A 24,478-nucleotide genomic window follows, 5' to 3' on the forward strand; every position below is an offset into this window, starting at 1 on the left:
CCGGTAACAGTGCTGGAATGACCGTTCGCCTCCTGTTCCTCGCCCTTCTGGGTATGCTGCTGGCAGCCTCGCCGGCTGCGGCTCAATCCAATGGCTGCGCCGGCTTTCCGCCGGCCAAGCTGGACCTCGACACCGTGCTGGTGCCGATTCAGCGCGATGACGCGCTGACGATCGCGCAGCTCACCCGGTTGCCGGGACGCACACCGGGACCGGTCAGCGCGGCCGACAGCCATGTGCTGGGGCTGACCCAGGCGCGCTATGGCGAACAGTCCCAGGTATCGGCCCTGTTCAAGGCGATGGGCGACGGAACCTATTGCGCATCGGCCAGTGCGCTGACCATCAGCTTCGGTTTCCAGCAGCGCATCGTCCATGTCGCCAGGGAGATCCCAGCCAATTCCTGCCTGTATGGCGAGGTTCTGGCGCATGAGATGCGTCACGTCGCGGTGGACGAGGCTCTGCTGCGCGAGACGATGCCGCAGGTCCGTAGCCGGCTTGAACAGGTGATCGCGGAGATGACGCCGGTCCGCTCCCGCAGCCAGTCGCAGGCAATGGCGGCGATCCGCCGGCCGCTCGAATCGGCGATGCGGCGGATCATGCAGGATTTCGGCCGCGAGCGCGACCGCCGGCAGGCCCAGGTCGACACGGTGGAGGAGTACGAGCGGGTCAGCCGGGTCTGCAATGGCGAAGCCCGCAACTATCTACCGAAACCCGCCACGCGGCGGACCGTTCGCCAGGGCTGAAGAGTCCTCAGCGCTTGCGCCGCCGCCGGTCGGTGGCGTGGCCGTCGATAAACTCCGGCGGCTTGCGGCGGACCCAGCCGATGAAGGCGGCGATGTCGGGATGGCCGCGCAGGGCGTCGATCTCGTGATACTGGTCGCGCAGTTGCTGTTCGGTCAGCACCGCGTGGATCTTCGCATGGCAGATGCGGTGCATCGTCACCGTATCCCGCCCGCCATAGGTGCGGGGGACGAGATGGTGTTCGTTCAGACTGGCGCCCGGCACCATCGGCCGGCCGCAGAGCGGGCAGGCGGGATGATCCTCTTCCTGTCGGGTGCCGGCGATGGTGATGGGCGGGGGTGGCAGGCGGCGCATGGTGTCCGGGGCAGGGTGCGTGCCGAGCGACATGATGATATGGCGCGATCCCGCCATCCGGAAAGCCGCTGCCGGGAAGCCGCCTTCAGCCCCGCGCGTTTGCCGTCGCCGGTGCCGGCGCAGCCTGTGCGCGCTGGCCGCCCCAGACGCTGCCGAGCGCCAGTGCCATGCCGGCGATCTGATAGCCGGTCAGCGACTGGCCGAGGAGCGCCCAGCCCAGCACCACCGCCATCACCGGGCTGAGGAAACCCAGCGGCGCCACCACCGAGGGCTCCAGCCGCGACAGGCCGCGGAACCACAGGATATAGGTCATCGCGGCGCCGATCAGGCCGAGATAGACGAAGCCCAGCAGGTTGGCCGCCGTCGGCACCGGCAGCGCCGGTTCCAGCAGGAGAGCCACCGGCACCAGCAGAACGCCGCCCGCCGTCAGTTGCCAGGCGGTGAAGGTCAGGGGCGACACCGGCGGGCGCCAGCGCCGGCTGAGCACGGTTCCGGCCGCCATCGACCCGGCGCCGGCCAGTGCCGCCAGCACCCCGATGCCATCCAGCGCGGCGCTGGGCTTCAGTACCAGCAGGGCGACGCCGCAGATGCCGGCCATGGCGGCGGCGACCGCCAATGGACGAATCGGCGCCCCCAGAAGCGGGCGCGACAGGGCGATGACGATCAGCGGCTGCACCGCGCCCACGGTGGCGGCGACGCCGCCCGGCAGGCGATAAGCCGAGACGAACAGCATCGCCCAGAAGAAGGAGAAGTTCAGCGCTCCCAGGATCAGCGAGCGTCCCCACCAGCAGCCCGACGGCAGTCGGCGGACCAGCAGCAGCAACAGCAACCCGGCCGGCAGGGCGCGGAGCAGCGCGACCGTCATCGGGTAGCCCTGCGGCAGCAGTTCCGTGGTGGCGATGTAGGTGCTGCCCCAGATCGCCGGGGCGATTGCGGTCAGCAGCAGGTCGGTGGACCGGGCCATGTTCCGGTTTTCCCTATTCGGATATGGAATGTCGGGTGTCAGGTCGCGGATGCCGGTAAAGAAAAAGGGCGCCCCGCCGGGACGCCCTTTTCAGCGTGACTGCTTTTCGTGACCGTCAGGCCGCCTTCTTCTCGGCGATCAACTGGACGAAGCGGTCGAACAGATAGTGGCTGTCCTGCGGGCCGGGCGAGGCTTCCGGGTGGTACTGCACCGAGAAGACCGGCTTGCCCTTCAGGCGGATGCCCTCGTTGGTGCCGTCGAACAGGCTGACATGGGTGACCTCGGCATCGGCCGGCAGGGTTTCCGGCACCACGACGAAGCCGTGATTCTGGCTGGTGATCTCCACCCGGCCGCTGGCGAGGTCCTTGACCGGATGATTGGCGCCGCGGTGGCCCTGCTGCATCTTGGTGGTCTTGGCGCCAAGCGCCAGCGACAGCATCTGGTGGCCGAGGCAGATGCCGAACATCGGCACGCCGGTGTCGAGCAGGCCCTTGATGGTGGGCACGGCATATTCGCCGGTGGCGGCGGGGTCGCCGGGGCCGTTGGACAGGAAGACGCCGTCCGGCTGGTGGCGCATCACGTCCTCGACCGTGGCGGTGGAGGGAACCACCGTCACCTTGCAGCCGGCGGCGGCGAGGCAGCGCAGGATGTTGCGCTTGGCGCCGTAGTCGATGGCGACGACATGATACTGCGGCTTGTCCTGGGTGGCGTAGCCGCCGCCGATGGTCCAGCCGGCCTCGGTCCAGTCGTAGGTCTGGCGGCAGGACACGTCCTTGGCCAGATCCATGCCCTCCAGACCCGGCCAGCCCTTGGCCTTGGCGACCAGCGCGTTGATATCGAACTTGCCGTCCGGGGAATGGGCGACGACGCCGTTGGGGGCGCCCAGGTCGCGGATGCGGCGGGTCAGACGGCGGGTGTCGATGCCGGCCAGACCGACGAGGCCGTAGCTCTTCAGCCAGTCGTCCAGGTGGCGGGTGGCGCGCCAGTTCGACGGATCGGTGATGTCGGCGCGCAGGATCAGGCCGCGGGCGGCGGGCGTGATCGTCTCGATGTCTTCGACGTTGGCGCCGGTGTTGCCGATGTGCGGGAAGGTGAAGGTGATGATCTGGCCGGCATAGCTGGGATCGGTCAGGATCTCCTGGTAGCCGGTCATGGAGGTGTTGAAGCACACCTCGCCCACCGAATCCCCCGCGGCGCCGATGCCTCGGCCGCGGAACACGGTGCCGTCGGCCAGGACCAGGACGCCGGTGTGAACCGCATTGTCGGAGGGGGGAGTGGCGAGAGTCATTCCTGTGAACCTTCCCAAAAACCGCGGCCGGCGACGGATCGGGTGATCGGCGGAACGGCGACGGCCTAGCGTCCCGCCGGGCGCGCACACGTAGCCGCTCGCACCCCACCTCCGCTGGAATCAAGCGGTTATGTGGGATCGAGTGGGCTGATCGGATGGGCCGGACATCCTATATGACGATTGGACGCCCGATTTCCAGCAATAGCTTTGCAAGGCGGCCCTGATCCGCCGACAAAGTCGGACGGTTCCGGGGTGGCCGTTTGGCGGCCGGGGCTTTTGCCATGGCAATCGGCGGCCATTTTCGGAATAGTCGACTGTCCGGCCGGGGCCTTCCATCCCGGCCCGACGAACCAAGGAAGACGCGACATGATGCTGCGCACGCAGTTCAACGACGGCCTCAAGGATGCGATGCGCGCGAAGGACCAGCGCGCGGTGTCCACCCTGCGCCTGATTCTCACCGAGCTGAAGAACCGTGACATCGACGCCCGGGGCCGCGGCGTGACCGACGGCATCGACGAGGCGGGCATCCTGTCGATGCTGCAGTCCATGGTGAAGCAGCGCAACGAATCGGCGGGGATGTACGAGCAGGGCGGCCGCCCCGAACTGGCCCAGCAGGAGCGCGAGGAGATCGCGGTCATCGAACGCTTCCTGCCCAGGCAGATGAGCGACGAGGAAGCCGGCGCCGCCATCGATGCCATCGTGAGCGAACTGGGCGCCGCCAGCATCAAGGACATGGGCAAGGTGATGGCCGAGCTGAAGGCCCGCCATGCCGGCCAGATGGACTTCGCCAAGGCCGGCGGTCTGGTGAAGGCGCGGCTGTCCGGGAAGTAAGGCCGGGCGGAAGGGGCGTTGGCCGCAGCGGGGCGTCAAGGCTAGGCTTGGCCCCCATAAAGCAGACGGCAGGCCGGTGCAGCAGTCGGGAGGACGGTGGAATGGTTGCGGTCCGCAGGCCCACTTTCTCAGGCATGACCGTCTCGGAGTTGCTGGACTGGAATGGCGACGGCACCGACACGCGGTACGAACTGGTGAATGGCGAACCGCGCGCCATGGCACGGGCGAACATCACGCACGGGATTCTGCAAAGCACGGTCGCCCGCCTGATCGGCAACCATCTGGCCGACCGTGCCCCCGGCTGTCATGTCGTGACAGCTCCGGGCGTGCAGCCCCGCGTCTGCTCCAGCCACAACCTGCGCATCCCCGACCTGGGCGTGACCTGCACGCCCGACGAACGGGGGCTGCGCACGCTGCCCGATCCGGTCCTGCTGATCGAGATCCTCTCGCCCAGCAACGAGGCTGAGACCTGGGAGAATGTCTGGACCTACACCACGCTGCCGTCGGTCCGCGAAATCCTTGTGTTGTGGACGGCCGGGGTCGGTGCGGAGCTTCTGCGCCGGCAGGCGGACGGAAGCTGGCCGGAGAGCCCATTGGTGATCATGGTGGATGGCGTGCTGGGTCTGGACAGCATCGGCTACGAGGCCCCTCTGCGCACGCTCTATGCCGGGACGCATCTCGTCAGGCAGCCTGACTGAGCAGCACCATCTGCGCCCTTGGGGGCGGCTGTGCTGGTTCCCATACTATGCCTCTGCTATAGCCTAGCGCCCATCGCCCCTGCCCATGCCCTCCGTACCCCGGTGACCGTTCGACCATGGCTTTTCCGCCCCAATTCCTGGAAGAACTGCGCACCCGGCTGACCTTGTCGGAAGTGGTCTCCAAACGGCTGCGGCTGATCCGCGCCGGCCGCGAGTACAAGGCGCCCTGTCCTTTCCACAATGAGAAATCGCCGTCCTTCTACGTCAACGACCAGAAGGGCTTTTTCCATTGCTTCGGCTGCGGCGCCCATGGCGACATCATCGGTTTCGTCATGCGCCACGACAATCTCGGCTTCCCCGAGGCGGTCGAGCATCTGGCCGGCGAGGCCGGGCTGCCGGTGCCGCGCCCGACCGAGGAGGACCGCCAGCGCTACGAGCGGCGCAAGACCCTGCACGACCTCGTCGAGCAGGCGGCGCGCTGGTTCGAGCAGCAGCTGCACACATCCGCCGGGCGGCCGGGGCTGGATTACTTCATGCGGCGCGGGCTGGACGGCGAGACCATCGCCCGCTTCCGGTTGGGCTACGCGCCCGGCGATTCGAACGCGTTGCGGACATATCTCGGCAAGCAGGGCTTTTCCGACGAGGACATGGTCAACGCCGGGCTGCTGAAGCGGCCGGACGACGGCCGGGCGCCCTACAGCTTCTTCCGCAACCGCGTCATGTTCCCGGTCACCGACCGCCGCGGGCAGGTTGTGGCCTTCGGCGGACGCATCCTGGAGGGCGACGGGCCGAAATACGTCAACACCGCCGACACCCCGCTCTTCCACAAGGGCACGCTTCTCTACGGCCTGTCGCGGGCACGGCAGGCGGCGGCGGACGGCAAGCCGGTGATCGTCGCCGAAGGCTATATGGACGTGATCGCGCTGGTCCGCGCCGGCTTCGAGGGGGCGGTGGCCCCACTGGGGACCGCGCTGACCGAAACGCAGGTGCAGGAACTGTGGAAGCTGATCCCGGCGGCGGAGAAGGTGCCCTTTCTGTGCTTCGACGGCGACAATGCCGGCCGGCGCGCGGCGTGGCGGGCGGTGGAGCGCATTCTGCCGCACCTCGCCCCCGGCCAGTCGGCCCGCGTCGCCTTCCTGCCGGAGGGGGAGGACCCCGACAGCCTGATCCGCGCCCATGGGCCGAAGGCGATGGGGGCGGTGCTGGAGGCGGCGATCCCATTGTCCGACGCCCTGTGGCGGATGGAGAGCGAAGGCCGGCCGACCGACACGCCGGAGGCCAAGGCCGCGGTGAAGGCGGCGGTGGAGGCCCGCGTCGCCACTATCGCCGACCGCGATGTCCAGAGCTTCTACCGCACCGAGATGCGGCGCCGCGTCGACGAGGCCTTCGCCCCGGTGCGGCAGGGCTATAGCCGGGGGCCATGGGTGCCGGGGCAGGGGCGGGGCCGTTTCGGCGAGGCGCCGCGCCGCCATGTTCCGGGCACGCCGGGACGCCTGACCTCCAAGCCGGTGGGGGAGGGGCGTGGCCGGGCATCGCGCCTCGCCTCGATGCGGGAGCGCATCCTGCTGGCCTCCCTGATCAATCATCCGGAATTGTTCGGCGAACTGGCCGAGCCGCTGGGGCTGTTGCCATTCGGTGACCCGGAGCTGGAAAAACTGCGCTGGGCGGTCATCGAATGCCTTTCCGACGACCGCAACCACGACTCGACACTTGACGCCGCTGCGCTTTGTCGCCACTTGTCATCCGCCGGCCATGAGACGATGGTCGGTGCTTTGCTAAGCGAGTCGACCTATGTCCATGCCGGCTTCGCCCGTCCGGACGCCTCCACGGAGGATGCTCGGAAGGGATGGTGGCCTGCGTGGCGGCATCTGCATCACGAGCGGGTGCTCGACGATCTTAGGGAAGCGAAGGCGGCTTTGACCCGTGACAACAGCGAGGCCAACTTCGCGAGGGTCGTGGCTCTTCAGCAGGAGGTCATCAAGTCCGGTCTGGGTATCGCGGACGACAGTGACTTTGACGATGTCTGACGGTTGATGATGCGTGTCATCGGCAATCGGGTGTCGGTTGATGGGTACAGGGCAACAGGACGGGGCCGCATGACAGGTTCTGTGATGGCGGGTTCTGGGTAGATACATGGTTTGGGGGTGGGGCGGACGGGCCGGGCAACCGGGACCGGGCGCTCCTTTCGTCTTTATTCACTGGGGTAATGCGGGGGCACCGATCGCATGGCCACGAAAGCTGCGAACAGCGTGGAAGTTTCCGAAACGCGGGAGGAATCCGCAGACGGTCCTCTGATGGACGGCATGGGTTTGGCCGTCAAGAAGATGATCGCCCGCGGCAAGGAGCGCGGGTATGTCACCTATGACGAGCTGAACGCAGCGCTGCCGCAGGATTCGTCCTCGTCCGAGCAGATCGAAGACACGATGGCGATGCTGTCCGAGATGGGCATCAACATCGTCGAATCGGAAGAGCAGGATTCGGAGAACAGCGGCGAGGCCGGCGGCGAGGGCGAAGGCCGTTCGTCGGGCAATCTCGACGACGACGACATCGGCCGCACCGACGACCCCGTGCGCATGTATCTGCGCGAGATGGGGTCGGTGGAGCTGCTGTCGCGCGAGGGCGAAATCGCCATCGCCAAGCGGATCGAAGCCGGCCGCGAGATGATGATCGGCGCGATCTGCGAATCGCCCCTGACCATCCGCGCCATCCTGGAGTGGCATGATTCCCTGATGGAAGGGAAGATGCTGCTGCGCGACATCATCGATCTGGACGCCACCTATGGCGGCGGCCCGGACGGCGAGGAGATGCCGGAGGGCTTGGCCGAGGCGGTTGAGTCCGCCGGCACTGCCGGCACCCCCGGTGCCGCTCCCGCCGCCGATGCGCCGGCCGACGAGGAAGGCGACGAGCCGCGCCCGCCGCGCGCCGAAGGCGAGGGTGAAGAGGGCGAGGAAGGCGAAGAAGGCGAGAACAGCCTGTCGCTGTCCGCGATGGAAGCCGCGCTGAAGCCGCAGGTCATCGAGACCTTCGAGAACATCAAGGCGACCTACGACAAGCTGCACAAGCTGCACGAGTCCCGCATGGCGGCGATGCAGCGCGGTGAGGACGTCGGCAAGCAGACGGACAAGAAGTACGACAAGCTGAAGCTCGAAATGGTCGAGCTGATGAACACCGTCCGCCTGAACAACCAGCGCATCGAACAGCTGGTCGAGCAGCTCTATGGCCTGAACCGCAAGCTGACCGGCTTCGAAGGCCGTCTGCTGCGCATGGCCACCGAGTGCCGGGTGAAGCGCGAGGACTTCCTGAACCAGTATTTCGGCCATGAGCTGGACCCGAACTGGCTGGAACGCATCCGCGGCCTGAACCCCAAGACCTGGGGCAAGTTCGCGGAGAAGTACGACGGCGACATCCGCAAGACGCGCGAGGCGATCTCCAACGTCGCCGAGGAAGCGCGCCTGCCGATCAACGAGTTCCGCCGCATCGTCTCCACCGTCCAGAAGGGCGAGAAGGAAGCGAGCCGCGCCAAGAAGGAGATGGTCGAGGCCAACCTGCGTCTCGTCATCTCCATCGCCAAGAAGTATACGAACCGCGGCCTGCAGTTCCTGGACCTGATCCAGGAGGGCAACATCGGCCTGATGAAGGCGGTGGACAAGTTCGAGTACCGGCGCGGCTACAAGTTCTCGACCTACGCCACTTGGTGGATTCGTCAGGCCATCACCCGTTCCATCGCGGACCAGGCGCGGACCATCCGCATCCCGGTCCACATGATCGAGACGATCAACAAGCTGGTCCGCACCAGCCGCCAGATGCTGCACGAGATCGGCCGCGAGCCGACCCCGGAAGAACTGGCCGAGCGTCTGATGATGCCGCTGGAGAAGGTCCGCAAGGTCCTGAAGATCGCCAAGGAGCCGATCTCCCTCGAAACACCGATCGGCGACGAGGAGGATTCGCATCTCGGCGATTTCATCGAGGACAAGAACGCGGTCCTGCCGCTGGACGCCGCCATCCAGGCGAACCTGCGCGAGACGACGACCCGCGTCCTGGCCTCGCTGACGCCGCGCGAAGAGCGTGTGCTGCGCATGCGCTTCGGCATCGGCATGAACACCGACCACACGCTGGAAGAGGTCGGCCAGCAGTTCAACGTGACCCGCGAGCGTATCCGGCAGATCGAGGCGAAGGCGCTGCGCAAGCTGAAGCACCCGTCGCGGTCGCGCAAGCTGCGCAGCTTCCTGGATACCTGATCCGGGAGAGTTGTTTTTCGAGACGGAGCGGGGGCTTTTCGGCCCCCGTTTTCGTTTTCGGCTTCCTGTGTCGGAACGGTGAACGAGGGGTTGCATTTCCCCAAAGCTTTGTCGCAAAGTGCGCCCCGCGGTAGGGCCTGTAGTTCAGCGGTTAGAACGCGCCGCTCATAACGGTGTTGTCGTCGGTTCGAATCCGGCCGGGCCCACCAACCTTTCCAAAGGTTTCCGACAGGCTGTCGGCGTCCTCGTCACTATCGCGGCACGCAAGCGGCACGCAAGCGGCACGCAATCGCCGAACTCCGTGTTCCGGTAGAGCGGCATGGCCGCCTTCAGCTCCTGCCGGATCGCGCTCACCGTGCCACTCGACACGCCCGTCCGTCGGACCACTTCGGCATGCGGCAGGCCGGACAAGATGAGTTGCCGGACCTCCTGCCGCTTGTCTTCGCCGATCCCGTGCCGGCGCGCGCGGCCTGTGAGGCTGATCATGGGATCGGAACCGAGCGCCGCCTGTGGGTGGTCGATCTGGACGCGCTTCAGGTGCTTGCGCACCTCTCCCATGGCCTCTTCAATGGCCTTCAGAGCATCGGCTAGAGTCTCGAGCGTTTAATCTGCCGCATATCCTGCGTGCCTGAGGTAGTTCCAGCATTCCTCGGGTGTGTAGAGGTCGCAGATTGAACCGACGGCTTTCACAGTTCGTCGATGGTGCGGGCGCCGATGCGCCGGAGATGGGCCTTGAGCTTGGAGAAAGCGATCTCGAGGGGATCGAGGTCGGGACTGTAAGGCGGCAGGAAGAGAAACCAAGCGCCACGCTGCTTGAGGGCGGCCTTGGCCTTTTCGCTCTTGTGGCAAGACAGGTTGTCGAGAATGACGACGCCGCCCGGCCGCAAGGTCGGGGCGAGTTGGGTCTCGACATAGGTCTCGAAGAGCACTCGGTTCATCGCGCCCTTGATGATCCAGGGGGCGGTCAGGCCATCGCAGCGCAGGGCGGCGATGAAGGTCTATGATCGTAAGAAGCTGATGGACAAGGCTGCCTTCCTCGACTTCACCGTCGAAGTGGTTCGGCGAACCGATACCGAACCGGGGTTCAAGGTCGTGCCACGGCGCTGGCTGGTTGAACGGACCTTCGGATGGATGACCCGCTGGAGACGTCTGGTTCGAGACTATGAAGCCCGGATCGACGTCTCCGGTGGCATGATAAAGCTCGCCATGGCAAGTCTGCTGCTCCGACGAGGCTGTCACTGAAGCGGTTGTCAAACAGGCTCTAAACCATGCCCTGGTAGCCAAGTCAGTATATTCCCAATAAAAACAAGGATAGCAAATCAAGCTGGCATGAGAGACCATAGATATGTAAAATATCCTCATTTCATGATTAGAAACGAAAATATCTTGGCATCTCTCTCTGAAGCACTCTCAGCCGCTCTCAATCTCCATATGAATGGCCGGCTGACCGAAGCTGAAACCCTGTACGGGCGTATTTTGGACGCAGTACCGGACCAAGCCGATGCCTTGCATCTTCTTGGCCTGCTATTGGCTCAGACCGGCCGAATGACGGAAGGCTTGGCTCGGATTAAGGAAGCCATTTCCATCAATCCTGCTCCGGCTCCATATCATTTGAACTGCGGAAAGATTGCTGACGCGCTTGGCCGGCATGAAGATGCTCTGATTAGTTATGGTCACGCTCTGCTTCGCCAGGCGGGACAGGCTGAAGCTGAGGAGCGAATCGCTTTGATGGCTCGTCTGCTGGCCGAACGGTCATTTGATGCGGCCCGGTTCGACGAGGCTGTTCTGCGGTATCGACGAGCCCTGGCCTTGGCTCCGAGCGATCTTGCCGCGTCCTTTGATCACGCCATCGCCTTGAAACGGTGTGGCCGTCTCAAGGATGCGGCCCATATGCTGATGCGAACTGGTGTTCTCGAGCCAGCTCTCGAGCGGGTTCATGTCGAACTTGCAGGGATCTTGGAGGCGATCGGAGACTTTGCAGGCGCTGCTGAGGCATTCACCGCCGCGGCTGCGGTGAATCCGGCTGACCCCTCACTTTTCTGGGCCGCAGCGGTGATGTTGCAACGAAGCGGTGCTGTGCATCGCCATGTTATCACCGCATACCGCTATTTTTTGTCTTTCGAGCCTGGGAACCCCGACGGTTGGAGCAACCTTTGCCTGATCCTGCGATGCGCAGGCGACCGCGCCCAATCGGTTCAGGCCGGACGGCGCGCGGTCACCTGCGCACCGGTGGATATGGCTGCTCTGGTGAACCTTGGGGCGGCACAGCTCGCTGCCGAGGATCCTAAAGCAGCAGTCGCCACTGGCCGCTTCGGTGTTATCTCGGATCCGGGGTCCGCCATGCCGCTGATCAATCTGGGTGCCGCTTTGACCGAGACCGGCGCCTTGACTTCCGCAGAACTGCCGCTGGTGCGCGCCCTGCGCCTGACCCCCGGCGAGCCGCTCGCCCTGGCCCAATTGGGCCGGGTTCGCGATGCTTTGGGAAAGACGCAATCAGCCATCCAAGTCCTACGACTCGCCCTTGCCACCCTGCCAACGGATGAGGAAGGCTGGGCATCGCTGAGCCGGGCAAGGCTTCAAGCCGGGGATTCAGCAACTGCCTTGGCCTGCGCCCGGCGGGTGTTGTGTCTCGTTCCAGGCCACCCCCGTGGAGCACTCGGCGAGGCTATGGCATTGGAAGCCGAGGGGGAGCCCGTGTTGGCACTGGCTTCCTACGACAGAGCGATTGCTGCTGCTCCGGGACTCGGAACCTCTTTCACCCGGCGGGCTCTGTTGCTGTTGCGGCCGGTCGCCTCACCCCCGGCCCCCCGCATCTCGGTGGGGCGTCCCCGGCTGATGGCGAGTCGGATCGGCAACGCTGGCCGGTTCGGTAATCAACTGCTGCAATACGCCTTCTTGCGGGCTTACGCCGAGCGGACCGGGCTGGAACTGGAAACACCGGAATGGATCGGGCGGTCGATCTATGGCTTTGACGACCCACTGACCGGCCCCATACTGCCGACCCTGCATGAGGATGATTGTCAGTTCGCCGCGGCACTTGCAGGACACGCACCGGATCGGTGCGCCGGACACGATATCGTTGGCTATTTCTGTGGGGACACGACGCCATTTGCGGCGTTCCGCGAGCGTATCCGGAATTGGTTCCAACCGGTCGGCGCGGTCGCAGCTCACGCTGATGCTGCACTGGCCGCGGTCCGGGAACGTGGGCAGACAGTGGTGGCCATCCATTTGCGCAGGGGCGATTTTGGTGGCGGACGGTTCTGGATAGCACCGGAAAGCTGGTATCTTGACTGGCTGGAGCGAATCTGGTCGGGGCTCGACCGCCCTGTGCTCTACATCGCGACCGATGCGCCTCACCTTGTCGACCGTTTCACCCGTTATGCCCCCCTCCAGGCGGCCGACCTGACAACTCCGCTCCCGGGAGCGGAATTCTTCACCGACCACTGGATCCTGTCCCAGTCGGACGCATTGGCGGTATCCAACAGCTCCTTCTCCGTTACCGCCGCGATGCTCAATGCGCGGGCAACCATAACGGTCCGGCCCCACCGCCAAAAGAGACGGTTGGTTTCCTTCGATCCCTGGGCCGGGCCGGTCCTATGGGATTGAGTGCCGGTGGCGCACATAGAACGCATCGCCCCAGCTATGGTGATGCGGACTGATCTCTTCGACCCGCTCGAAGCCATGCGGGACCAACAGATCGTCCAGATCTGCAAGACGCCCGCATCCTTCGTACAGTTCGGCGTAGTTCGCCTCGGTCACCACCGCGTCGAACTGCGCCAGTAGCGTGCCGCAGCCGGAAAGGATCATCCGTTCCGCTCCCTGGGTATCCATTGCCAACACGTTGTAATCCGCCGGATCCACCTCATGCGCCGCCAGGATTGCGGGAAGCGTGTCGGTTGTTACCTCAATGGTGCCGTTGAGGGAGATGTGCGGATAAAGGACCAGATGATCGCGGGGATTTAGCAGGGAACTCGACATGCCGCCGCTCATCCGGGAGAAAGTGGCACGGCCGGGACGATCCGATGCCGCGCCCTCAATGCATATGACATCCGGGTTGCCGGCAAAGCGTTCCTGCAACCGTGCGAAAGTGTCCGGATCGGCTTCGATAAAGATGACGCGGCGACAGCCAGCCTCGACATAGCCGTCATACTCCTGGCCCTCGTTGGCACCAACGTGGACGATTCCGCGCGGTTCCACGCCGTGGCGTGGAAACAGTTCGGCATAGCGAAACATGCTTTGATCGCGTGCGAACAGCCGCTTCCAATGGCGGGGAGCCACTGCCAAGTGGGTAGCAGGATTTCCGTCGACCGGCGCCGTGCGGCAGAATTCGAGGTTCCGATTGGCGAACCGGAACAGGCTGTAGCCGTAACCCTGCAACACGGCGTAGATCCGTTCCAGGTCCAGACCTGCCTCTTCCTGATCGAACTGGATGAAGTCGATCCTGCGCAAGCGCAGCAGGTCTTCAGCGCCCTTCAGCATCTGCAGAGCACCGCCGGCGCGATGCACGAACAGCCAGTCAATGTGCCGCAAGGACCGGTCGGTTGCCCAGCGGTCGAGCGCATCTGGCGGCGACAGCACTTCCACCACCCGGTCGGCGGACAAGTTGCCAATCCAATCTTCAGCCTTCGTCCCAGCGGCGACGATCAGAGTTCCCAAGGGCAGAAACCGCTTCTGCAAGAGGTCCTCGGGCGGCTGGTTCGTCATTGTCCGATCCTCCATTCTGGGGTTTCAGGAAACGCGGGCAGCCAATAGACGGGCGTGATGTTCTCGTGTCCGCTCCTGCCAATAGCTGGAAAAAAACAGTCCGGTCCGGTTGGCAAAGCATTGCAAGGCATAGGCGCGCAACGGCTCGCCGGTCGGAACCGACCGGGCTGCATCGGCCGCCTGTTCCCATTCCTGAACGATGATCGCGCCGAAGCTGCTGTAAATCGGGTCGAGGATCCCGGTGCGTGTGATCGGTACAGCCCCCACCGCCAGCGCCTCCCACAGGCGGATGGAGTCGGGTGCGTTGCCGCGCGGGCAGATAACGAACTTCGACCGGGCCATCAGTTGAAGATAGTCGCGATAGGGCAGTCGATCGCGCAAAACATGAGCACCGTCCACGACGATATCCTGTCGTTCCGGTGAAGTGGGGGACATCGGTGTCATCAGAATGTCGATCGGTCGCTCCCTCCAGGGCATTCCCCCGACCGCGTCGAGGATCGCCTGCTGGTCTCCGCAGTCCCTTTCCCTCTCGGCGAATCCCGAAGGGTACTGTAGAATCTTCTCCGACCACTGGGGCAGGAACTGCCCGCACCAGGAAACGATACGATCGTCTTCAATCAGGAACCGGTAATCGAGCGGGCAGATGTCGCTGACACCGGTGATCAATCCGATCGGAACCTTCAGCTTCGGCAAGACTTGGCAGAAGGCCGAAAGCGCATTGGTTTTGATGAAAACTAGATCTCCCGGCCGAATTCCATCCAGATCAAGACGATCATGCGTATGCATCCGGCTTACCCCCGCCCGCCGATAATAATCTTCGTTGTAATCGAGTGCGTGGCTGCAAAAAGTCGGCGGGGTGTTGTAGCGGAACAGTCCGATATCCATGGTCGCACTCGGCTTTGTTTGGGTGTTTGGATCGCCGAAGCTGACGCCCGATTCTGTTAACATCCGCCTCCAGCTCCTCAACGGCCTCAGAACTTCAGGGGAACGGTATGATTGATGCCGATATCATTAACAATCGATTGACGATTCGGTATTAGGGTTAACGCGTTTCGAATAGGCGGGTTTCCTCTTTTGAAAGCGAGTATAAGACGACATGCCCCGTTTTCTGCAGCGAGCGGAAGCGATCAACCAGGGAGCACGACCCAGTTCCGTCGCCTTGGTGATTCCACCCTCCGCATTCCTGTTGGACGAACGGGTCTTCGTCAGCCTAGGCATCCTTAAAGTAGCTGCGGTCCTGGAGCAGCATGGCCACAAGGTCAGCGTGCTCGACCTTTCCGGCGTTGCAAATTTCGAGTTGGCATTGCGGATTTTTCTCGCCGATGCAGAAATCGAAATCCTCGGCATCACAGCAACCACCCCGCAATTGCCGGCAGTTGCCATCATCGCCGGTATCGTACGGACGGAACGGCCGGACGTCAGAACTATATTAGGAGGCCCCCACGTCACGCTCACCTATTCGGCGCTGAAACTGGAAAGCAAAGCCGGACGACAGGACGGCCGGGCGGCTGAATCGGCACGCCGGTTGGAGGCGATGGTTGACATCCTATGTGCTGGTGACGGCGAGTTGGCGATCCTGCGGGCCATTCAACCCGATGCTCCGAAGCTGGTCGACGGTGACGACATGGCGGGAGAGTATTTTCTGGACGACGAGACTTACGAGGGTACGCCCTTGCCCGCGCGGCATCTGGTCGATCTGGACAGTTACCGCTACCGGATCGAGGGCCACCCCGCCACCAGCTTGATCGCACAGCTCGGCTGCCCGTTCGGATGCGGGTTCTGCGGCGGTCGCAACAGCCGGAGCCTGCGGGTCATCCGCACACGGACGGTCGGATCGATTGTCGATGAAGTCGAGTTTCTACACCGGACCCATGGCTATACGGGGTTCATGTTCTACGACGACGAATTGAATGTCAGTCGCACCATGGTCGAGTTGATGAGACAGTTGTCGGCTCTGCAGGAGCGGCTGGGAGTCGAATTCCGTCTGCGCGGTTTCGTCAAGGCAGAACTGCTAACCGACCAGCAGGCAGCCGAAATGTACCGTGCTGGTTTCCGGTGGCTTCTTTGCGGATTCGAGGCGGCACATCCCCGTATCCTGACCAATATCCAGAAAAAGGCAACCCTGGCCGACAATACCCGAGCCGTGGAGATCGCCAAGCGACACGGACTGAAGACTAAGGCACTGATGTCGATTGGCCATCCGGGCGAAACGGCAGAAAGTGCGTTGGCGGTGCGTGATTGGCTGATCCGCATGGAGGTCGAGGATTTCGACTGTACCATCATTACGACCTATCCCGGCACGCCATACTACGATCATGCAAGGCCCCATCCGGAACTGCCGGATGTCTGGACTTATACTCAACCGCAAACCGGCGACCGACTTCACAGTATCAAGGTCGATTTCACTCAAACCGCTGATTATTATAAAGGAGCGCCCAATGGCGGGTATAAGTCATATGTCTTCACTGATTACATTACGGATACCGAAATAATTTTTCTACGAGATAAGATCGAGACGGATGTCCGTAAGGCACTTCGCATTGCCTTTAACCCGTCCCGTTCCGCTATTCTTTATGAGCATTCAATGGGACAGCGACTATCCAGCTCGATTATGAGGTCTAGCTATCCGAGGACAGCGCGATAGGTGTCAGCTAAACAACGCCAAGAGACCCTTGTCGGCGGTTGTTTTCTTGACGCCGCCGCCCCCCGCGGCGACCCTGTCGCACCCGCTTCCCCCTGCTCGAGACGCCGCCCGTGCCGCTTCCCGCCCCGCTGCCCTCTCGGGACGATTGCGCGCTTGCTCACCATCGGACGCGAGGTTCTGACCAAAGCAGAGACGGTGACGGTCGCAGCGATTGAGGGCGGAGTGCCGCTGCTGGTCGCGGCGCGTGAAATCGTTGCGGCGTTCCAATCGATGATCCGGAAGAAAAGTGCCGAGGAACTTGAGCCCTGGCTGCAGCGGGCCAAGGCAAGTTTAGTGGCGTCCTTCGCCAATGGGATGGCCAAGGACCGGAACGCCGTCATCGCGGCAATCACTCTGCCGTGGTCCAACGGCCAGACCGAGGGGCAGATCACCAAGCTCAAGCTGGTGAAGCGGCAGATGTATGGCCGCGGCAAACTCGACATCCTTCAGGCACGCGTCATCGGCCCCTGATGAGGTCCGCACCATCAAATCTGCGACAGAGCCCTTATTCAATGCCGATTCACATCTTGAGCGCTACGTTGAGAAACCCTGGCGTTTCCGGCGCTGTCCGGGTACTTTGCCGCCGCTCATAACGGTGTTGTCGTCGGTTCAAATCCGGCCGGGCCCACCAACCTCTCCCGACCGGCTCAATACTCTGATCGGGGGTCTTGGTCGTGGGTGACGTTCTTCCCCTCATTCAATCGGCTGCGGCGGCGTTGCAGCGGCGGGAACCGGCGGCGGCGCGCAGGGCGCTGCGGCAGGCTCTGGCGCTCGACCCGGCGTGCGGCGACGGGTGGAGCATCCTGGGCGTGGCGGCCATCGGCAGCGGCGATGCGGTGGGTGCGCTGGCGCCATTTCGCCGATCACTGTGCTGTGCGCCGGGCAACCCCGCCTATGCCCGCAATCTCGCAGCCTGCCTGAAGCGGCTGGGCCGGGCCGGGGAGGCGGCGGCCGTGCTGCATCTTGCGGCGCAGGCTGGTGCGCTGACGCCCGACCTGCTGTGCGATCTTGCCGACCTGCGGCTTGGGGATGGCGATATTCCGGCGGCGCTGCCGCTTTACCGGATGTCACTGCTGCTGGCGCCCGACCATGGGCGCAGCCTGAACAATCTGGCGGAAACCCTGCGCCGGCAGGCTATGCCGGAGGCGGCGACGGAACTGACCCGGCTGGCACGGCTTCGCGGCACGGCGCCGGCCTGGGCCGCTGCGGGGGCGGAACTGGTCGAGGCGGGGCGGATCGAGGAGGCGCAACCGGCGCTCTGCCGGTCGCTGGTGCTCGACCCGGCCGATCCGGCGAGCTGGAGCAATCTGGGATTTGCACACCTGCAACGGCATCGGGCGGAAGCGGCAGTGGCGGCATTTGCCCATGCCCGCAGTCTCGACCCGGCATTGGCCGAGGCGCCGGTCGGGCAGGGCAGTGCGCTGATGCTGATGGGCCGCGTTCGCGAGGGCGCGGCGCTCTATGAGGAGAGGTTGCGGTTGCCGCTGTTCCAGCCGCCGCGTCGTTTCGACCGACCGGACTGGGATGGCCGGATCCGGCCGGGGGCGACCTTGCTGATCCATGCCGACCGTGGAATAGGGGATGCGATCCAGTTCATCCGGTACGCGCCGATTCTGCGGGCACAGGGAATGAGGGTGCTGTTCTGCGGTCAGGAAAGCCTGCTGGGGCTGCTCCGGTCGTCCGGGATCGTCGACGCCGCCTTCGGCTATGACGAGGAGTTGCCACCCTACGACATGCACGCCCATGTGATGAGCCTTGTCCATCGGATGGGAACCGATCTGGACAGCATTCCCGGAGACATTCCCTATCTGCGCGCCTCGCAGGCGGCGAGGGATCTTTGGGCCGGGAGAGCCGCCGGGCTGAGGGGGCTGAAGATCGGCATCGTCTGGGCCGGTTCCGTGCACTTCCGGTATGACCGCGTCCGCTCCCCCAGGCTGGAGCCGTTGCTGCCGCTATTCGGTATTCCGGGAACGACAGCGGTGGTGCTCCAGTTCGGGCAGGGGCGCGACGACATGGCCAAGTTTCCGCTGCCCGCCGCTACGGTCGATTGGGGTGACAGTTTGCAGGGCATGGACAACACCGCGGCGGCCCTGGGAGAGCTGGATGTGGTGGTCAGCTCCTGCACCTTCATGGCCCATCTGGCCGGTGCGCTGGGACGGCCGGTGTCGGTGCTGCTGCATGCCGGGTCGGAATGGCGCTGGCTGCGCGAGCGGGAGGAGTCGCCCTGGTATCCGACGGCGCGGCTCTACCGCCAGACGGCTCCCGGCGACTGGTCGGGGCCTGTGGAGCGGCTGCGGGCAGATCTGGCTGCGCTGGCGGAGCGACGGATTGTGCTGGCGGACAACTGACGGAGCCGCTCTGAAGCCTTTTCGGCACAAGCCTGACCGTACCGCACAAATTTTGCTGCAAGCCTCATAAAGTCTGGAATAAAGGATGCGCGGCGCGCGTTCGCACCCATATGCATCGGGTCTCCCCATCGGCCGCAGGGCCGAATGAGCCGGCCCGGCCCTGGAGTTGCGGCGCCGTGTCGTCCCGTCCGTCCTTTCGGGAGGAGGGGGGAGGCCATGGCGTGAGCCGTGGCGTGATCGGTAAGGATCGGGTGCGCGGTTGAGCAAATTCGGGGTCGATCTGGAAGTCCACATCGCGTCCTTGCGGCGCTACGCGCGTGCGTTGCTGCGCAACAGCGCGGATGCGGAGGATCTGGTGCAGGAAGCGCTGACGCGCGCGGTGGCGCGTGCCGACAGCTTCCAGGCGGGGACGAACCTGCGGGCATGGCTTTTCACCATCCTGCACAACGTCCACGTCAATCAGGTCCGTTCCAAGGCCGCCCGGCCGCAGGAGGTCGACGTTGACGACGTCGAATCCAAGCTGGTCAGCCCGGCCCGGCAGGAAGAGCGTGTCGAACTGCGCGAGATGATGCGCGCGGTCGACGAGTTGCCGGAGGAACAGCGCAAGGTGCTGCTTCTGGTGGCGCTGGAGGGCCTGAAATATGACGAGGTCGCCGACATGCTCGGCGTGCCGATCGGGACCGTCATGTCGCGCCTGTCCAGGGCACGCGAGGCGGTGCGGGCGAAACTGGCGAACGAGGGTGGCGTCACCCTCCGGCGGGTGAAGTGATGAACGCGCATCAAGGAATGGGACGGGTCACGGAGGACGAACTCCACGCCTATGTCGATGGGCAGCTGGACGGCAACCGCCGTCTGGCGGTGGAGCGATGGCTGGTCGAGGATCCGGAGGCATCGCGCCGGGCGGAGGATTACCGCGCCCAGGCGATGCTGCTGCACGAGATGTTCGACACCGTCCTGCGCGAGCCGCCGAGCGACAGGGTCCAGGAGCTGTCCGACCGGCTGAAGGGGCGCATCGCCTTCAACGACAACCGTCCGGCTTGGCATGCCCGCCCGCTGGTGCGCTTCGCCGCGGCGGTGATGCTGGTGGTCGCCGGTGCGGCCGGCGGCTGGATGGGCCGCGGCGTCGACCAGCAGGCCGGTACCCCCGTCGCCCAGCAGCGCCAGACGCTTGCCACCTTTGCCCAGGAGGCGACGCAGGCCCACCGCTTCTACACCTCCGACGAACGCTTCCAGGTGGAGCTTGGCGCCGATAATCAGGACGAACTGAACGGCTGGCTGTCCAAGCGGATGGGCCGCGACGTGTTCGGTCCGGACCTGGGCCGCGTCGGCTATCGCCTGATCGGTGGCCGGTCGCTGCCGACCGACCTCGGTGCCGGCGCGCAGTACATGTACGCCAACGACGCCAACAAGCGGATCACCCTGTTCGTCGGCGCCCCCCAGAGCGGCAACCAGTCCAACTTCAGCTTCACCCAGAACGGCGACGTCGCCACCTTCTACTGGGTCGAGGGGCCGCTGGCCTATGCGCTGGCCGGCCGTCTGTCGAAGGAGGAGCTGCTGGAGATCGCCAAGGCGGTCTATCAGGACGTGAAGGCCGGCCCGCCGCGCCGCGAGGCTCCGCCGGAACCGCAGCAACAGCAACAGCAACCTCAACAGCAGCAGCAGGACCATCCTGCCGGCGTGCAGCCGATCAGCGACACGCAGAAGGCGAAGGAGAGCTGAGGGGAAGTAGGGGGGCGCCGGTGGCGCCCCTTATCGTTGCAGCAAATACGCTTTCAACCAATCGCGCACCTCGCGGCAGACCGCCTCCGACGCCTCTTCCAGTGCGTGGCCGGTGCCGGGAACCAGGACCAGCTTCTTCGGGTCGCGCGCCTTGCGGTGGACGTGTATGGAACAACTGGCCGGCAGGATCTCGTCCGCCTCGCCGTGGACCAGCAGGATCGGACAGGACAGGTCGCCGACTGGGTCGGTGCCGTAGCCCTGGGTCGCCAGCGTGACCACGGTGCAGACCGCCCCGCGGTTCGACGCCGCCGCCTGGATCACCACCGCGCCGCCGAAGGAATGGCCGACCAGCGCCACATGGTGGATGCCCTGGTGGCCGAGGAAGCTCAGCCCGCACAGCACGTCGTACACCGCCTCTTCCAGGTCGCGCGGATCGCGGAAGCGCAGGCGCAGCGAGGCGACGCCGTCGGCGGTGAGATCCGCGGCGAGGCGGGGATAGAGCCCGCGTGCCGGCGAGTCGAAGCCGCCGCCGACCCCGCCGACCCACAGCACCGCCAGTTCGCCGCCCGGCACGACGTAGTAGCGCGACTGGACCGGGCCGCGGTCGGTCTCCAGCGTCACCGGCCGAATGCCTTCGGCGTCGGCGATGCCCATGGTGGCATCCAGAAGAGGCACGGCCATTCTCCCTTCCGATCTTTGCTGCTGGAAAGGCTAACAGCGCAGACGCCCTGCGGTTGCCGCTTACCACGGTCGGTGAGGCAACGAAGCCGCAACCCGGCTGTTCTTCGTCCATGGTCTTTGCACAGACGGGAAAGGAGCGGCGATGGCGTCGAACAGTTTGACCGGGCGGGGCCGCTGGCCGCAGCCGGACTCTTTTCCTTCCGGGATCGGATCGGGCGATGCCGCGACCGGTGGCCGCTGGCTCGCCATGGTCGGCGGCACGGCGCTCGGCGTGCTGGGATTGCGGCGGTCGGGATGGGGCGGGGCGATGATGGCGCTGGGTGGTGCAGGCCTGTTCGCCGCCGGTGCGCTGGGGCTGCGGCCCTTCGGCGAGCGGTCGCTGGCTGCGACGCCCAATCCCGGCGCATGGCGCAGCCATGGTTCGGCCACCCGCCGCCGGTCGCTGACGCCGGAACGGACGCAGGCGGTGGTCACCATCGCATCGGATGCCGGGACGATCTTCCGCTTCTGGCGCAACTTCGCCAACCTGCCGAAGCTGATGCCGCAGCTGGAGCGGGTCGACGTGCTGTCGGCGACCGAAAGCAACTGGATCGCCAAATCCAGAGGTGAGTTGCTGAACTGGCGTTGCGTGCTGGACCGCGTCGACGAGGACCGGCTGCTGACCTGGCATACGGTGGGCGAGACAGCGCTGCCGCACCGAGCCTCGCTGATGCTGAGCCCGGCGCCGGGCGACCGTGGGACCGAGGTGCGGCTGACCCTGGTCTACCGCGTGCCGGCGACCGAGGTGGCGACACTCCTGGGCACCACGCCGGCAGGGCAGGCAGAAGAGGCGTTGCGCCGGCTGAAGCAGCGGGTGGAGACGGGCGAGCTGTCCACCATCGAACGCCAGCCGCGCGGAGGAACCTCCGGCTCTTTCCGGGAGGCGACGGAATGAAGGCGCTCTGCTGGAACGGAACCAACGACCTGCGGGTGGAGCGCGTGCCCGACCCGGTGCTGGTCAATCCGCATGACGTGATCGTCAAGGTGGCGCTGTCGTCGGTCTGCGGGTCGGACCTGCATCTGATCGACGGCTATGTGCCGACCATGCGACCCGGCGACATCATCGGCCACGAGTTTCTGGGCGAGATCGTGGAGAAGGGGCCGGAGGTCCGCTATTTGAACCGCGGGGACCGGGTCATCACCGTGTCGATCATCGGCTGCGGCCATTGCGGGCACTGCCGGCACGGCGAAAGCTCGCTGTGCGACAACTCCAACCCGAACCCGGACTATGCCCGCACCGCCTACGGCCATTGCGGGGCCGGGATCTTCGGCTATAGCCATGCCTTCGGCGGCTATGCCGGCAGCCATGCCGAATACATCCGCGTACCCTATGCCGACTTCAACGCCTTCCGGGTGCCGGAGGGGATCAGCGACGAGAAGGCGGTCTTCGTGTCCGATGCGGTTCCGACCGGCTACATGGCTGCCGACATGGCCGGCATCAGGCCGGGCGACGTGGTGGCGGTATGGGGCTGCGGCGGCGTCGGCCAGATGGCGATCCGCAGCGCCTACCTGCTGGGGGCGGAGCGGGTGATCGCCATCGACCGTTTCCCCGACCGGTTGCGCGCCGCCCAGATGAAGGCGGGGGCGGAGACGCTGGATTACAGCCGCGTCGACATCTTCGACGCGCTTCAGGCGATGACCGGCGGGCGCGGTCCCGACGTGTGCATCGACGCCGTCGGCATGGAGGCCGACAGCGCGTCGAACGCGGTGGAGGATCTGTATGACCGGGCGAAACAGGCTGTCGGTTTGCAGACCGACCGGCCGGCGGTGCTGCGCCAGATGATCGAGAGCTGCCGCAAGGGGGGTACCCTGTCGATCGTCGGCGTCTATGGCGGGCTGATCGACAGATTCCCGATGGGGGCGGCGATGAACAAGGGGCTGACCTTCCGGATGGGCCAGCAGAACGGCCAGCGCTATGCCGAGCGGCTGTTCGAGCACATCCGCAACGGCGACCTGGACCCGTCCTATCTGATGACGCACCGGCTGCCGCTGGACGACGGTCCGCAGGCCTACCGCATGTTCAAGGAGAAGGCCGACGACTGCCTGCGCGTCGTCTTCGCCCCCCAAAGTTAGCGAGAAAGGGAGAGCCGCCATGGAACTGGTCTATGCCTATCCCGCCGAACGGGGCCGGGGCGTGGAGGCCGAGATCGTCGGCAACCTGCGCGACCGCTTCGGCAACGTCGTGCAGCGGGGGCGGGAGGAGCGGGATGCCGAGCGTGGCGACCGCTCCGACGTCGTGGTGACTCTGGAGGTCACCGACGACAAGGTCGAAGCGGCGCTGACTGCGCTGCGCGCCCATCCGTTGGTGATCGACGCCGCGGCGCGGAGCTTCGGCGAGCGCGTCTGAAGGGGCGAGCTTACCCCACGATGTTACCCCCATGGGGTCTCTTCCCAGGGAAAGCGGCATATCGTCCGCTTTCCCTTTTCGTGCTTTGGGAGAGGAAGGTGGGATGAGGAAGCTTCTGAGTGCCATGGCGCTGGCCGTCGCGCTGGGCGGGAGCGACGTGGCCGCCGAGCAGTTCATCAGCGACGGGTGGTCATGGACCATCCTTGTTCCGTCCGTCGCCCAGACCGACATCCTCGGCAGCCATCTGCGTGAACTCAGGAATGAGGACGCGCGGCGCAAAATGCCGCCGCTGGACGTCTCTCGGCTGGGCTACACGCCCTCGAAGGCGCGGCGCAGCGCCAACCTCGCCGCGTTCGTCGAACGGACGCGGGCGGTCGATCCGAACGGCGCCGCCGATCTGCAACGGCTGTTCGCGGAGGGCGACGTCATCGAGCGGATCAGGGCTCTGATCGCCCCCGTCGGCCTGCGGATCGACAATCTTGCGGACGCCTATGCGCTGTGGTGGATCACCGCGTGGCAGGCGACGCGTGGCGAGAACGATACGCTGGGCCGCGACATGTACGCCGCCGTCCGCGCCCAAGCCGCCCGTGCACTGAACGGCGCCGGCAGTCCCACCAGAGCATCCGATGCCGAGAAGCAGGAGCTTGCCGAAGCTTTGCTGGTCCAGACGGCGCTGATCGACGGCGCGGTGGAGCAGGCCAAGCGCAATCCCGCGCGGATGCGGCAGGTCCGCGCCGCCGTTGCCAAGGGGGCGCAGCGCATGGGGCTCGACATGGCCAAAATGGAGATCACCGGGGGCGGCTTCGTCCTCAACGGCAAGCGGTGAGGGTGGGTGGCATCACCCCA

The 24,478-nt window shown here is 65.2% G+C and carries 21 protein-coding genes, 1 tRNA gene and 3 pseudogenes; 18 read left to right on the forward strand and 7 right to left on the reverse strand.

Annotation, left to right across the window (positions count from 1 at the left end; all coding sequences use genetic code 11):
• The first annotated feature begins 17 nt into the window (after nt 1–17).
• Nucleotides 18–740, forward strand: coding sequence for a hypothetical protein (locus J2848_RS01905; protein WP_246193766.1), 723 nt, complete (start codon nt 18–20; stop codon nt 738–740).
• Nucleotides 741–747: 7 nt separating this feature from the next.
• Here J2848_RS01905 and J2848_RS01910 read toward each other — a convergent pair whose 3' ends face one another.
• From J2848_RS01910 to carA, 3 genes are all read right to left on the reverse strand, one after another.
• A complete protein-coding gene (locus J2848_RS01910; RefSeq protein ID WP_246193767.1) occupies nt 748–1,125 on the reverse strand; it encodes an HNH endonuclease in 378 nt (125 codons plus the stop codon).
• A gap of 52 nt (nt 1,126–1,177) precedes the next feature.
• Nucleotides 1,178–2,056 (reverse strand): EamA family transporter, encoded by an 879-nt coding sequence (locus tag J2848_RS01915; protein WP_149230759.1) that lies wholly within the window; start codon nt 2,054–2,056, stop codon nt 1,178–1,180.
• 115 nt (nt 2,057–2,171) lie between these two features.
• Nucleotides 2,172–3,344 (reverse strand): glutamine-hydrolyzing carbamoyl-phosphate synthase small subunit, encoded by a 1,173-nt coding sequence (carA, locus tag J2848_RS01920; protein WP_149230760.1) that lies wholly within the window; start codon nt 3,342–3,344, stop codon nt 2,172–2,174.
• Between the two features lie 369 nt (nt 3,345–3,713).
• Between carA and J2848_RS01925 the strand changes: the two genes are divergently transcribed.
• From J2848_RS01925 to J2848_RS01950, 6 genes are all read left to right on the forward strand, one after another.
• On the forward strand, nt 3,714–4,175 hold the full coding sequence (locus tag J2848_RS01925) for a GatB/YqeY domain-containing protein (RefSeq protein ID WP_170307010.1): 462 nt from the start codon (nt 3,714–3,716) through the stop codon (nt 4,173–4,175).
• 134 nt (nt 4,176–4,309) lie between these two features.
• Nucleotides 4,310–4,873, forward strand: a complete 564-nt coding sequence (locus tag J2848_RS01930; RefSeq protein WP_246193768.1) for a Uma2 family endonuclease — start codon at nt 4,310–4,312, stop codon at nt 4,871–4,873.
• Nucleotides 4,874–4,989: 116 nt separating this feature from the next.
• Nucleotides 4,990–6,900 carry a DNA primase gene (dnaG, locus tag J2848_RS01935; RefSeq protein WP_149230763.1) on the forward strand — a complete coding sequence of 637 codons (1,911 nt, stop codon included), beginning with the start codon at nt 4,990–4,992 and terminating at the stop codon, nt 6,898–6,900.
• 198 nt (nt 6,901–7,098) lie between these two features.
• Complete coding sequence (gene rpoD / locus J2848_RS01940; RefSeq protein WP_149230764.1) at nt 7,099–9,111, forward strand: RNA polymerase sigma factor RpoD; 2,013 nt, start codon at nt 7,099–7,101, stop codon at nt 9,109–9,111.
• Between the two features lie 133 nt (nt 9,112–9,244).
• Nucleotides 9,245–9,320 (forward strand) — tRNA-Ile (locus J2848_RS01945).
• A gap of 184 nt (nt 9,321–9,504) precedes the next feature.
• A complete protein-coding gene (locus J2848_RS01950; protein WP_149230765.1) occupies nt 9,505–9,702 on the forward strand; it encodes a hypothetical protein in 198 nt (65 codons plus the stop codon).
• A gap of 12 nt (nt 9,703–9,714) precedes the next feature.
• Here J2848_RS01950 and J2848_RS36270 read toward each other — a convergent pair.
• Nucleotides 9,715–10,109: pseudogene (locus J2848_RS36270) on the reverse strand (transposase); the annotation flags it as partial.
• Between the two features lies 1 nt (nt 10,110).
• Here J2848_RS36270 and J2848_RS01960 point away from each other — a divergent pair.
• Together J2848_RS01960 and J2848_RS01965 are read left to right on the forward strand one after the other, a co-directional pair.
• Nucleotides 10,111–10,353: pseudogene (locus J2848_RS01960) on the forward strand (transposase); the annotation flags it as partial.
• A gap of 87 nt (nt 10,354–10,440) precedes the next feature.
• Entirely contained in the window at nt 10,441–12,717 is a 2,277-nt protein-coding gene (locus tag J2848_RS01965) for a tetratricopeptide repeat protein (protein WP_246193770.1), read from the forward strand.
• Here J2848_RS01965 and J2848_RS01970 read toward each other — a convergent pair.
• Together J2848_RS01970 and J2848_RS01975 are read right to left on the reverse strand one after the other, a co-directional pair.
• Nucleotides 12,706–13,815, reverse strand: a complete 1,110-nt coding sequence (locus tag J2848_RS01970) for an FkbM family methyltransferase (RefSeq protein ID WP_149230768.1) — start codon at nt 13,813–13,815, stop codon at nt 12,706–12,708. The two genes, J2848_RS01965 and J2848_RS01970, sit on opposite strands and share 12 nt — an antisense overlap.
• A 24-nt stretch (nt 13,816–13,839) precedes the next feature.
• On the reverse strand, nt 13,840–14,700 hold the full coding sequence (locus tag J2848_RS01975; protein ID WP_170307002.1) for a hypothetical protein: 861 nt from the start codon (nt 14,698–14,700) through the stop codon (nt 13,840–13,842).
• Between the two features lie 211 nt (nt 14,701–14,911).
• Here J2848_RS01975 and J2848_RS01980 point away from each other — a divergent pair, with 211 nt between their 5' ends.
• The 5 genes and pseudogenes from J2848_RS01980 to J2848_RS02000 all read left to right on the forward strand — a co-directional run bounded on the left by J2848_RS01980 (nt 14,912) and on the right by J2848_RS02000 (nt 20,565).
• On the forward strand, nt 14,912–16,459 hold the full coding sequence (locus J2848_RS01980; RefSeq protein WP_149230770.1) for a B12-binding domain-containing radical SAM protein: 1,548 nt from the start codon (nt 14,912–14,914) through the stop codon (nt 16,457–16,459).
• Between the two features lie 141 nt (nt 16,460–16,600).
• A pseudogene (locus J2848_RS01985) lies at nt 16,601–16,969 on the forward strand (transposase); the annotation flags it as partial.
• 203 nt (nt 16,970–17,172) lie between these two features.
• Nucleotides 17,173–18,846 carry a tetratricopeptide repeat protein gene (locus J2848_RS01990; protein WP_170307003.1) on the forward strand — a complete coding sequence of 558 codons (1,674 nt, stop codon included), beginning with the start codon at nt 17,173–17,175 and terminating at the stop codon, nt 18,844–18,846.
• 259 nt (nt 18,847–19,105) lie between these two features.
• A complete protein-coding gene (locus J2848_RS01995) occupies nt 19,106–19,615 on the forward strand; it encodes a sigma-70 family RNA polymerase sigma factor (RefSeq protein ID WP_149230772.1) in 510 nt (169 codons plus the stop codon).
• 17 nt (nt 19,616–19,632) lie between these two features.
• On the forward strand, nt 19,633–20,565 hold the full coding sequence (locus J2848_RS02000) for an anti-sigma factor family protein (RefSeq protein ID WP_253568562.1): 933 nt from the start codon (nt 19,633–19,635) through the stop codon (nt 20,563–20,565).
• 30 nt (nt 20,566–20,595) lie between these two features.
• On the opposite strand, the gene J2848_RS02005 is transcribed toward J2848_RS02000, so the two are convergent.
• Nucleotides 20,596–21,246 carry an alpha/beta hydrolase gene (locus tag J2848_RS02005; protein ID WP_246193771.1) on the reverse strand — a complete coding sequence of 217 codons (651 nt, stop codon included), beginning with the start codon at nt 21,244–21,246 and terminating at the stop codon, nt 20,596–20,598.
• Nucleotides 21,247–21,388: 142 nt separating this feature from the next.
• Between J2848_RS02005 and J2848_RS02010 the strand changes: the two genes are divergently transcribed.
• The 4 genes from J2848_RS02010 (at nt 21,389) to J2848_RS02025 (ending at nt 24,458) form a co-directional block, all read left to right on the forward strand.
• Entirely contained in the window at nt 21,389–22,180 is a 792-nt protein-coding gene (locus J2848_RS02010; RefSeq protein WP_149230775.1) for an SRPBCC family protein, read from the forward strand.
• On the forward strand, nt 22,177–23,358 hold the full coding sequence (locus tag J2848_RS02015; protein ID WP_149230776.1) for a zinc-dependent alcohol dehydrogenase: 1,182 nt from the start codon (nt 22,177–22,179) through the stop codon (nt 23,356–23,358). The genes J2848_RS02010 and J2848_RS02015 overlap by 4 nt, the downstream gene beginning before the upstream one ends.
• 19 nt (nt 23,359–23,377) lie before the next feature.
• On the forward strand, nt 23,378–23,632 hold the full coding sequence (locus J2848_RS02020; RefSeq protein ID WP_149230777.1) for a hypothetical protein: 255 nt from the start codon (nt 23,378–23,380) through the stop codon (nt 23,630–23,632).
• 103 nt (nt 23,633–23,735) lie between these two features.
• On the forward strand, nt 23,736–24,458 hold the full coding sequence (locus J2848_RS02025) for a DUF6683 family protein (protein WP_149230778.1): 723 nt from the start codon (nt 23,736–23,738) through the stop codon (nt 24,456–24,458).
• The last annotated feature ends 20 nt before the right edge of the window (nt 24,459–24,478 follow it).

Source organism: Azospirillum lipoferum, from assembly GCF_024170005.1.
Taxonomy (GTDB): Bacteria; Pseudomonadota; Alphaproteobacteria; order Azospirillales; family Azospirillaceae; genus Azospirillum; species Azospirillum lipoferum.

What these genes read in the sequence shown, in the direction of transcription:
- carA (WP_149230760.1), bottom strand. Translation starts at nt 3,344, where the DNA reads ATGACTCTCGCCACTCCCCCCTCCGACAATGCGGTTCACACCGGCGTC.
- J2848_RS02005 (WP_246193771.1), bottom strand. Translation starts at nt 21,246, where the DNA reads ATGGCCGTGCCTCTTCTGGATGCCACCATGGGCATCGCCGACGCCGAA.
- J2848_RS01975 (WP_170307002.1), bottom strand. Translation starts at nt 14,700, where the DNA reads ATGGATATCGGACTGTTCCGCTACAACACCCCGCCGACTTTTTGCAGC.
- J2848_RS01950 (WP_149230765.1), top strand. Translation starts at nt 9,505, where the DNA reads ATGCGGCAGGCCGGACAAGATGAGTTGCCGGACCTCCTGCCGCTTGTC.
- J2848_RS02015 (WP_149230776.1), top strand. Translation starts at nt 22,177, where the DNA reads ATGAAGGCGCTCTGCTGGAACGGAACCAACGACCTGCGGGTGGAGCGC.
- J2848_RS01980 (WP_149230770.1), top strand. Translation starts at nt 14,912, where the DNA reads ATGCCCCGTTTTCTGCAGCGAGCGGAAGCGATCAACCAGGGAGCACGA.
- J2848_RS01930 (WP_246193768.1), top strand. Translation starts at nt 4,310, where the DNA reads ATGACCGTCTCGGAGTTGCTGGACTGGAATGGCGACGGCACCGACACG.
- J2848_RS01925 (WP_170307010.1), top strand. Translation starts at nt 3,714, where the DNA reads ATGCTGCGCACGCAGTTCAACGACGGCCTCAAGGATGCGATGCGCGCG.
- J2848_RS01905 (WP_246193766.1), top strand. Translation starts at nt 18, where the DNA reads ATGACCGTTCGCCTCCTGTTCCTCGCCCTTCTGGGTATGCTGCTGGCA.
- J2848_RS01915 (WP_149230759.1), bottom strand. Translation starts at nt 2,056, where the DNA reads ATGGCCCGGTCCACCGACCTGCTGCTGACCGCAATCGCCCCGGCGATC.
- J2848_RS02000 (WP_253568562.1), top strand. Translation starts at nt 19,633, where the DNA reads ATGGGACGGGTCACGGAGGACGAACTCCACGCCTATGTCGATGGGCAG.
- J2848_RS02010 (WP_149230775.1), top strand. Translation starts at nt 21,389, where the DNA reads ATGGCGTCGAACAGTTTGACCGGGCGGGGCCGCTGGCCGCAGCCGGAC.
- J2848_RS01970 (WP_149230768.1), bottom strand. Translation starts at nt 13,815, where the DNA reads ATGACGAACCAGCCGCCCGAGGACCTCTTGCAGAAGCGGTTTCTGCCC.
- dnaG (WP_149230763.1), top strand. Translation starts at nt 4,990, where the DNA reads ATGGCTTTTCCGCCCCAATTCCTGGAAGAACTGCGCACCCGGCTGACC.
- J2848_RS02020 (WP_149230777.1), top strand. Translation starts at nt 23,378, where the DNA reads ATGGAACTGGTCTATGCCTATCCCGCCGAACGGGGCCGGGGCGTGGAG.
- J2848_RS01910 (WP_246193767.1), bottom strand. Translation starts at nt 1,125, where the DNA reads ATGTCGCTCGGCACGCACCCTGCCCCGGACACCATGCGCCGCCTGCCA.
- rpoD (WP_149230764.1), top strand. Translation starts at nt 7,099, where the DNA reads ATGGCCACGAAAGCTGCGAACAGCGTGGAAGTTTCCGAAACGCGGGAG.
- J2848_RS02025 (WP_149230778.1), top strand. Translation starts at nt 23,736, where the DNA reads ATGAGGAAGCTTCTGAGTGCCATGGCGCTGGCCGTCGCGCTGGGCGGG.
- J2848_RS01965 (WP_246193770.1), top strand. Translation starts at nt 10,441, where the DNA reads ATGAGAGACCATAGATATGTAAAATATCCTCATTTCATGATTAGAAAC.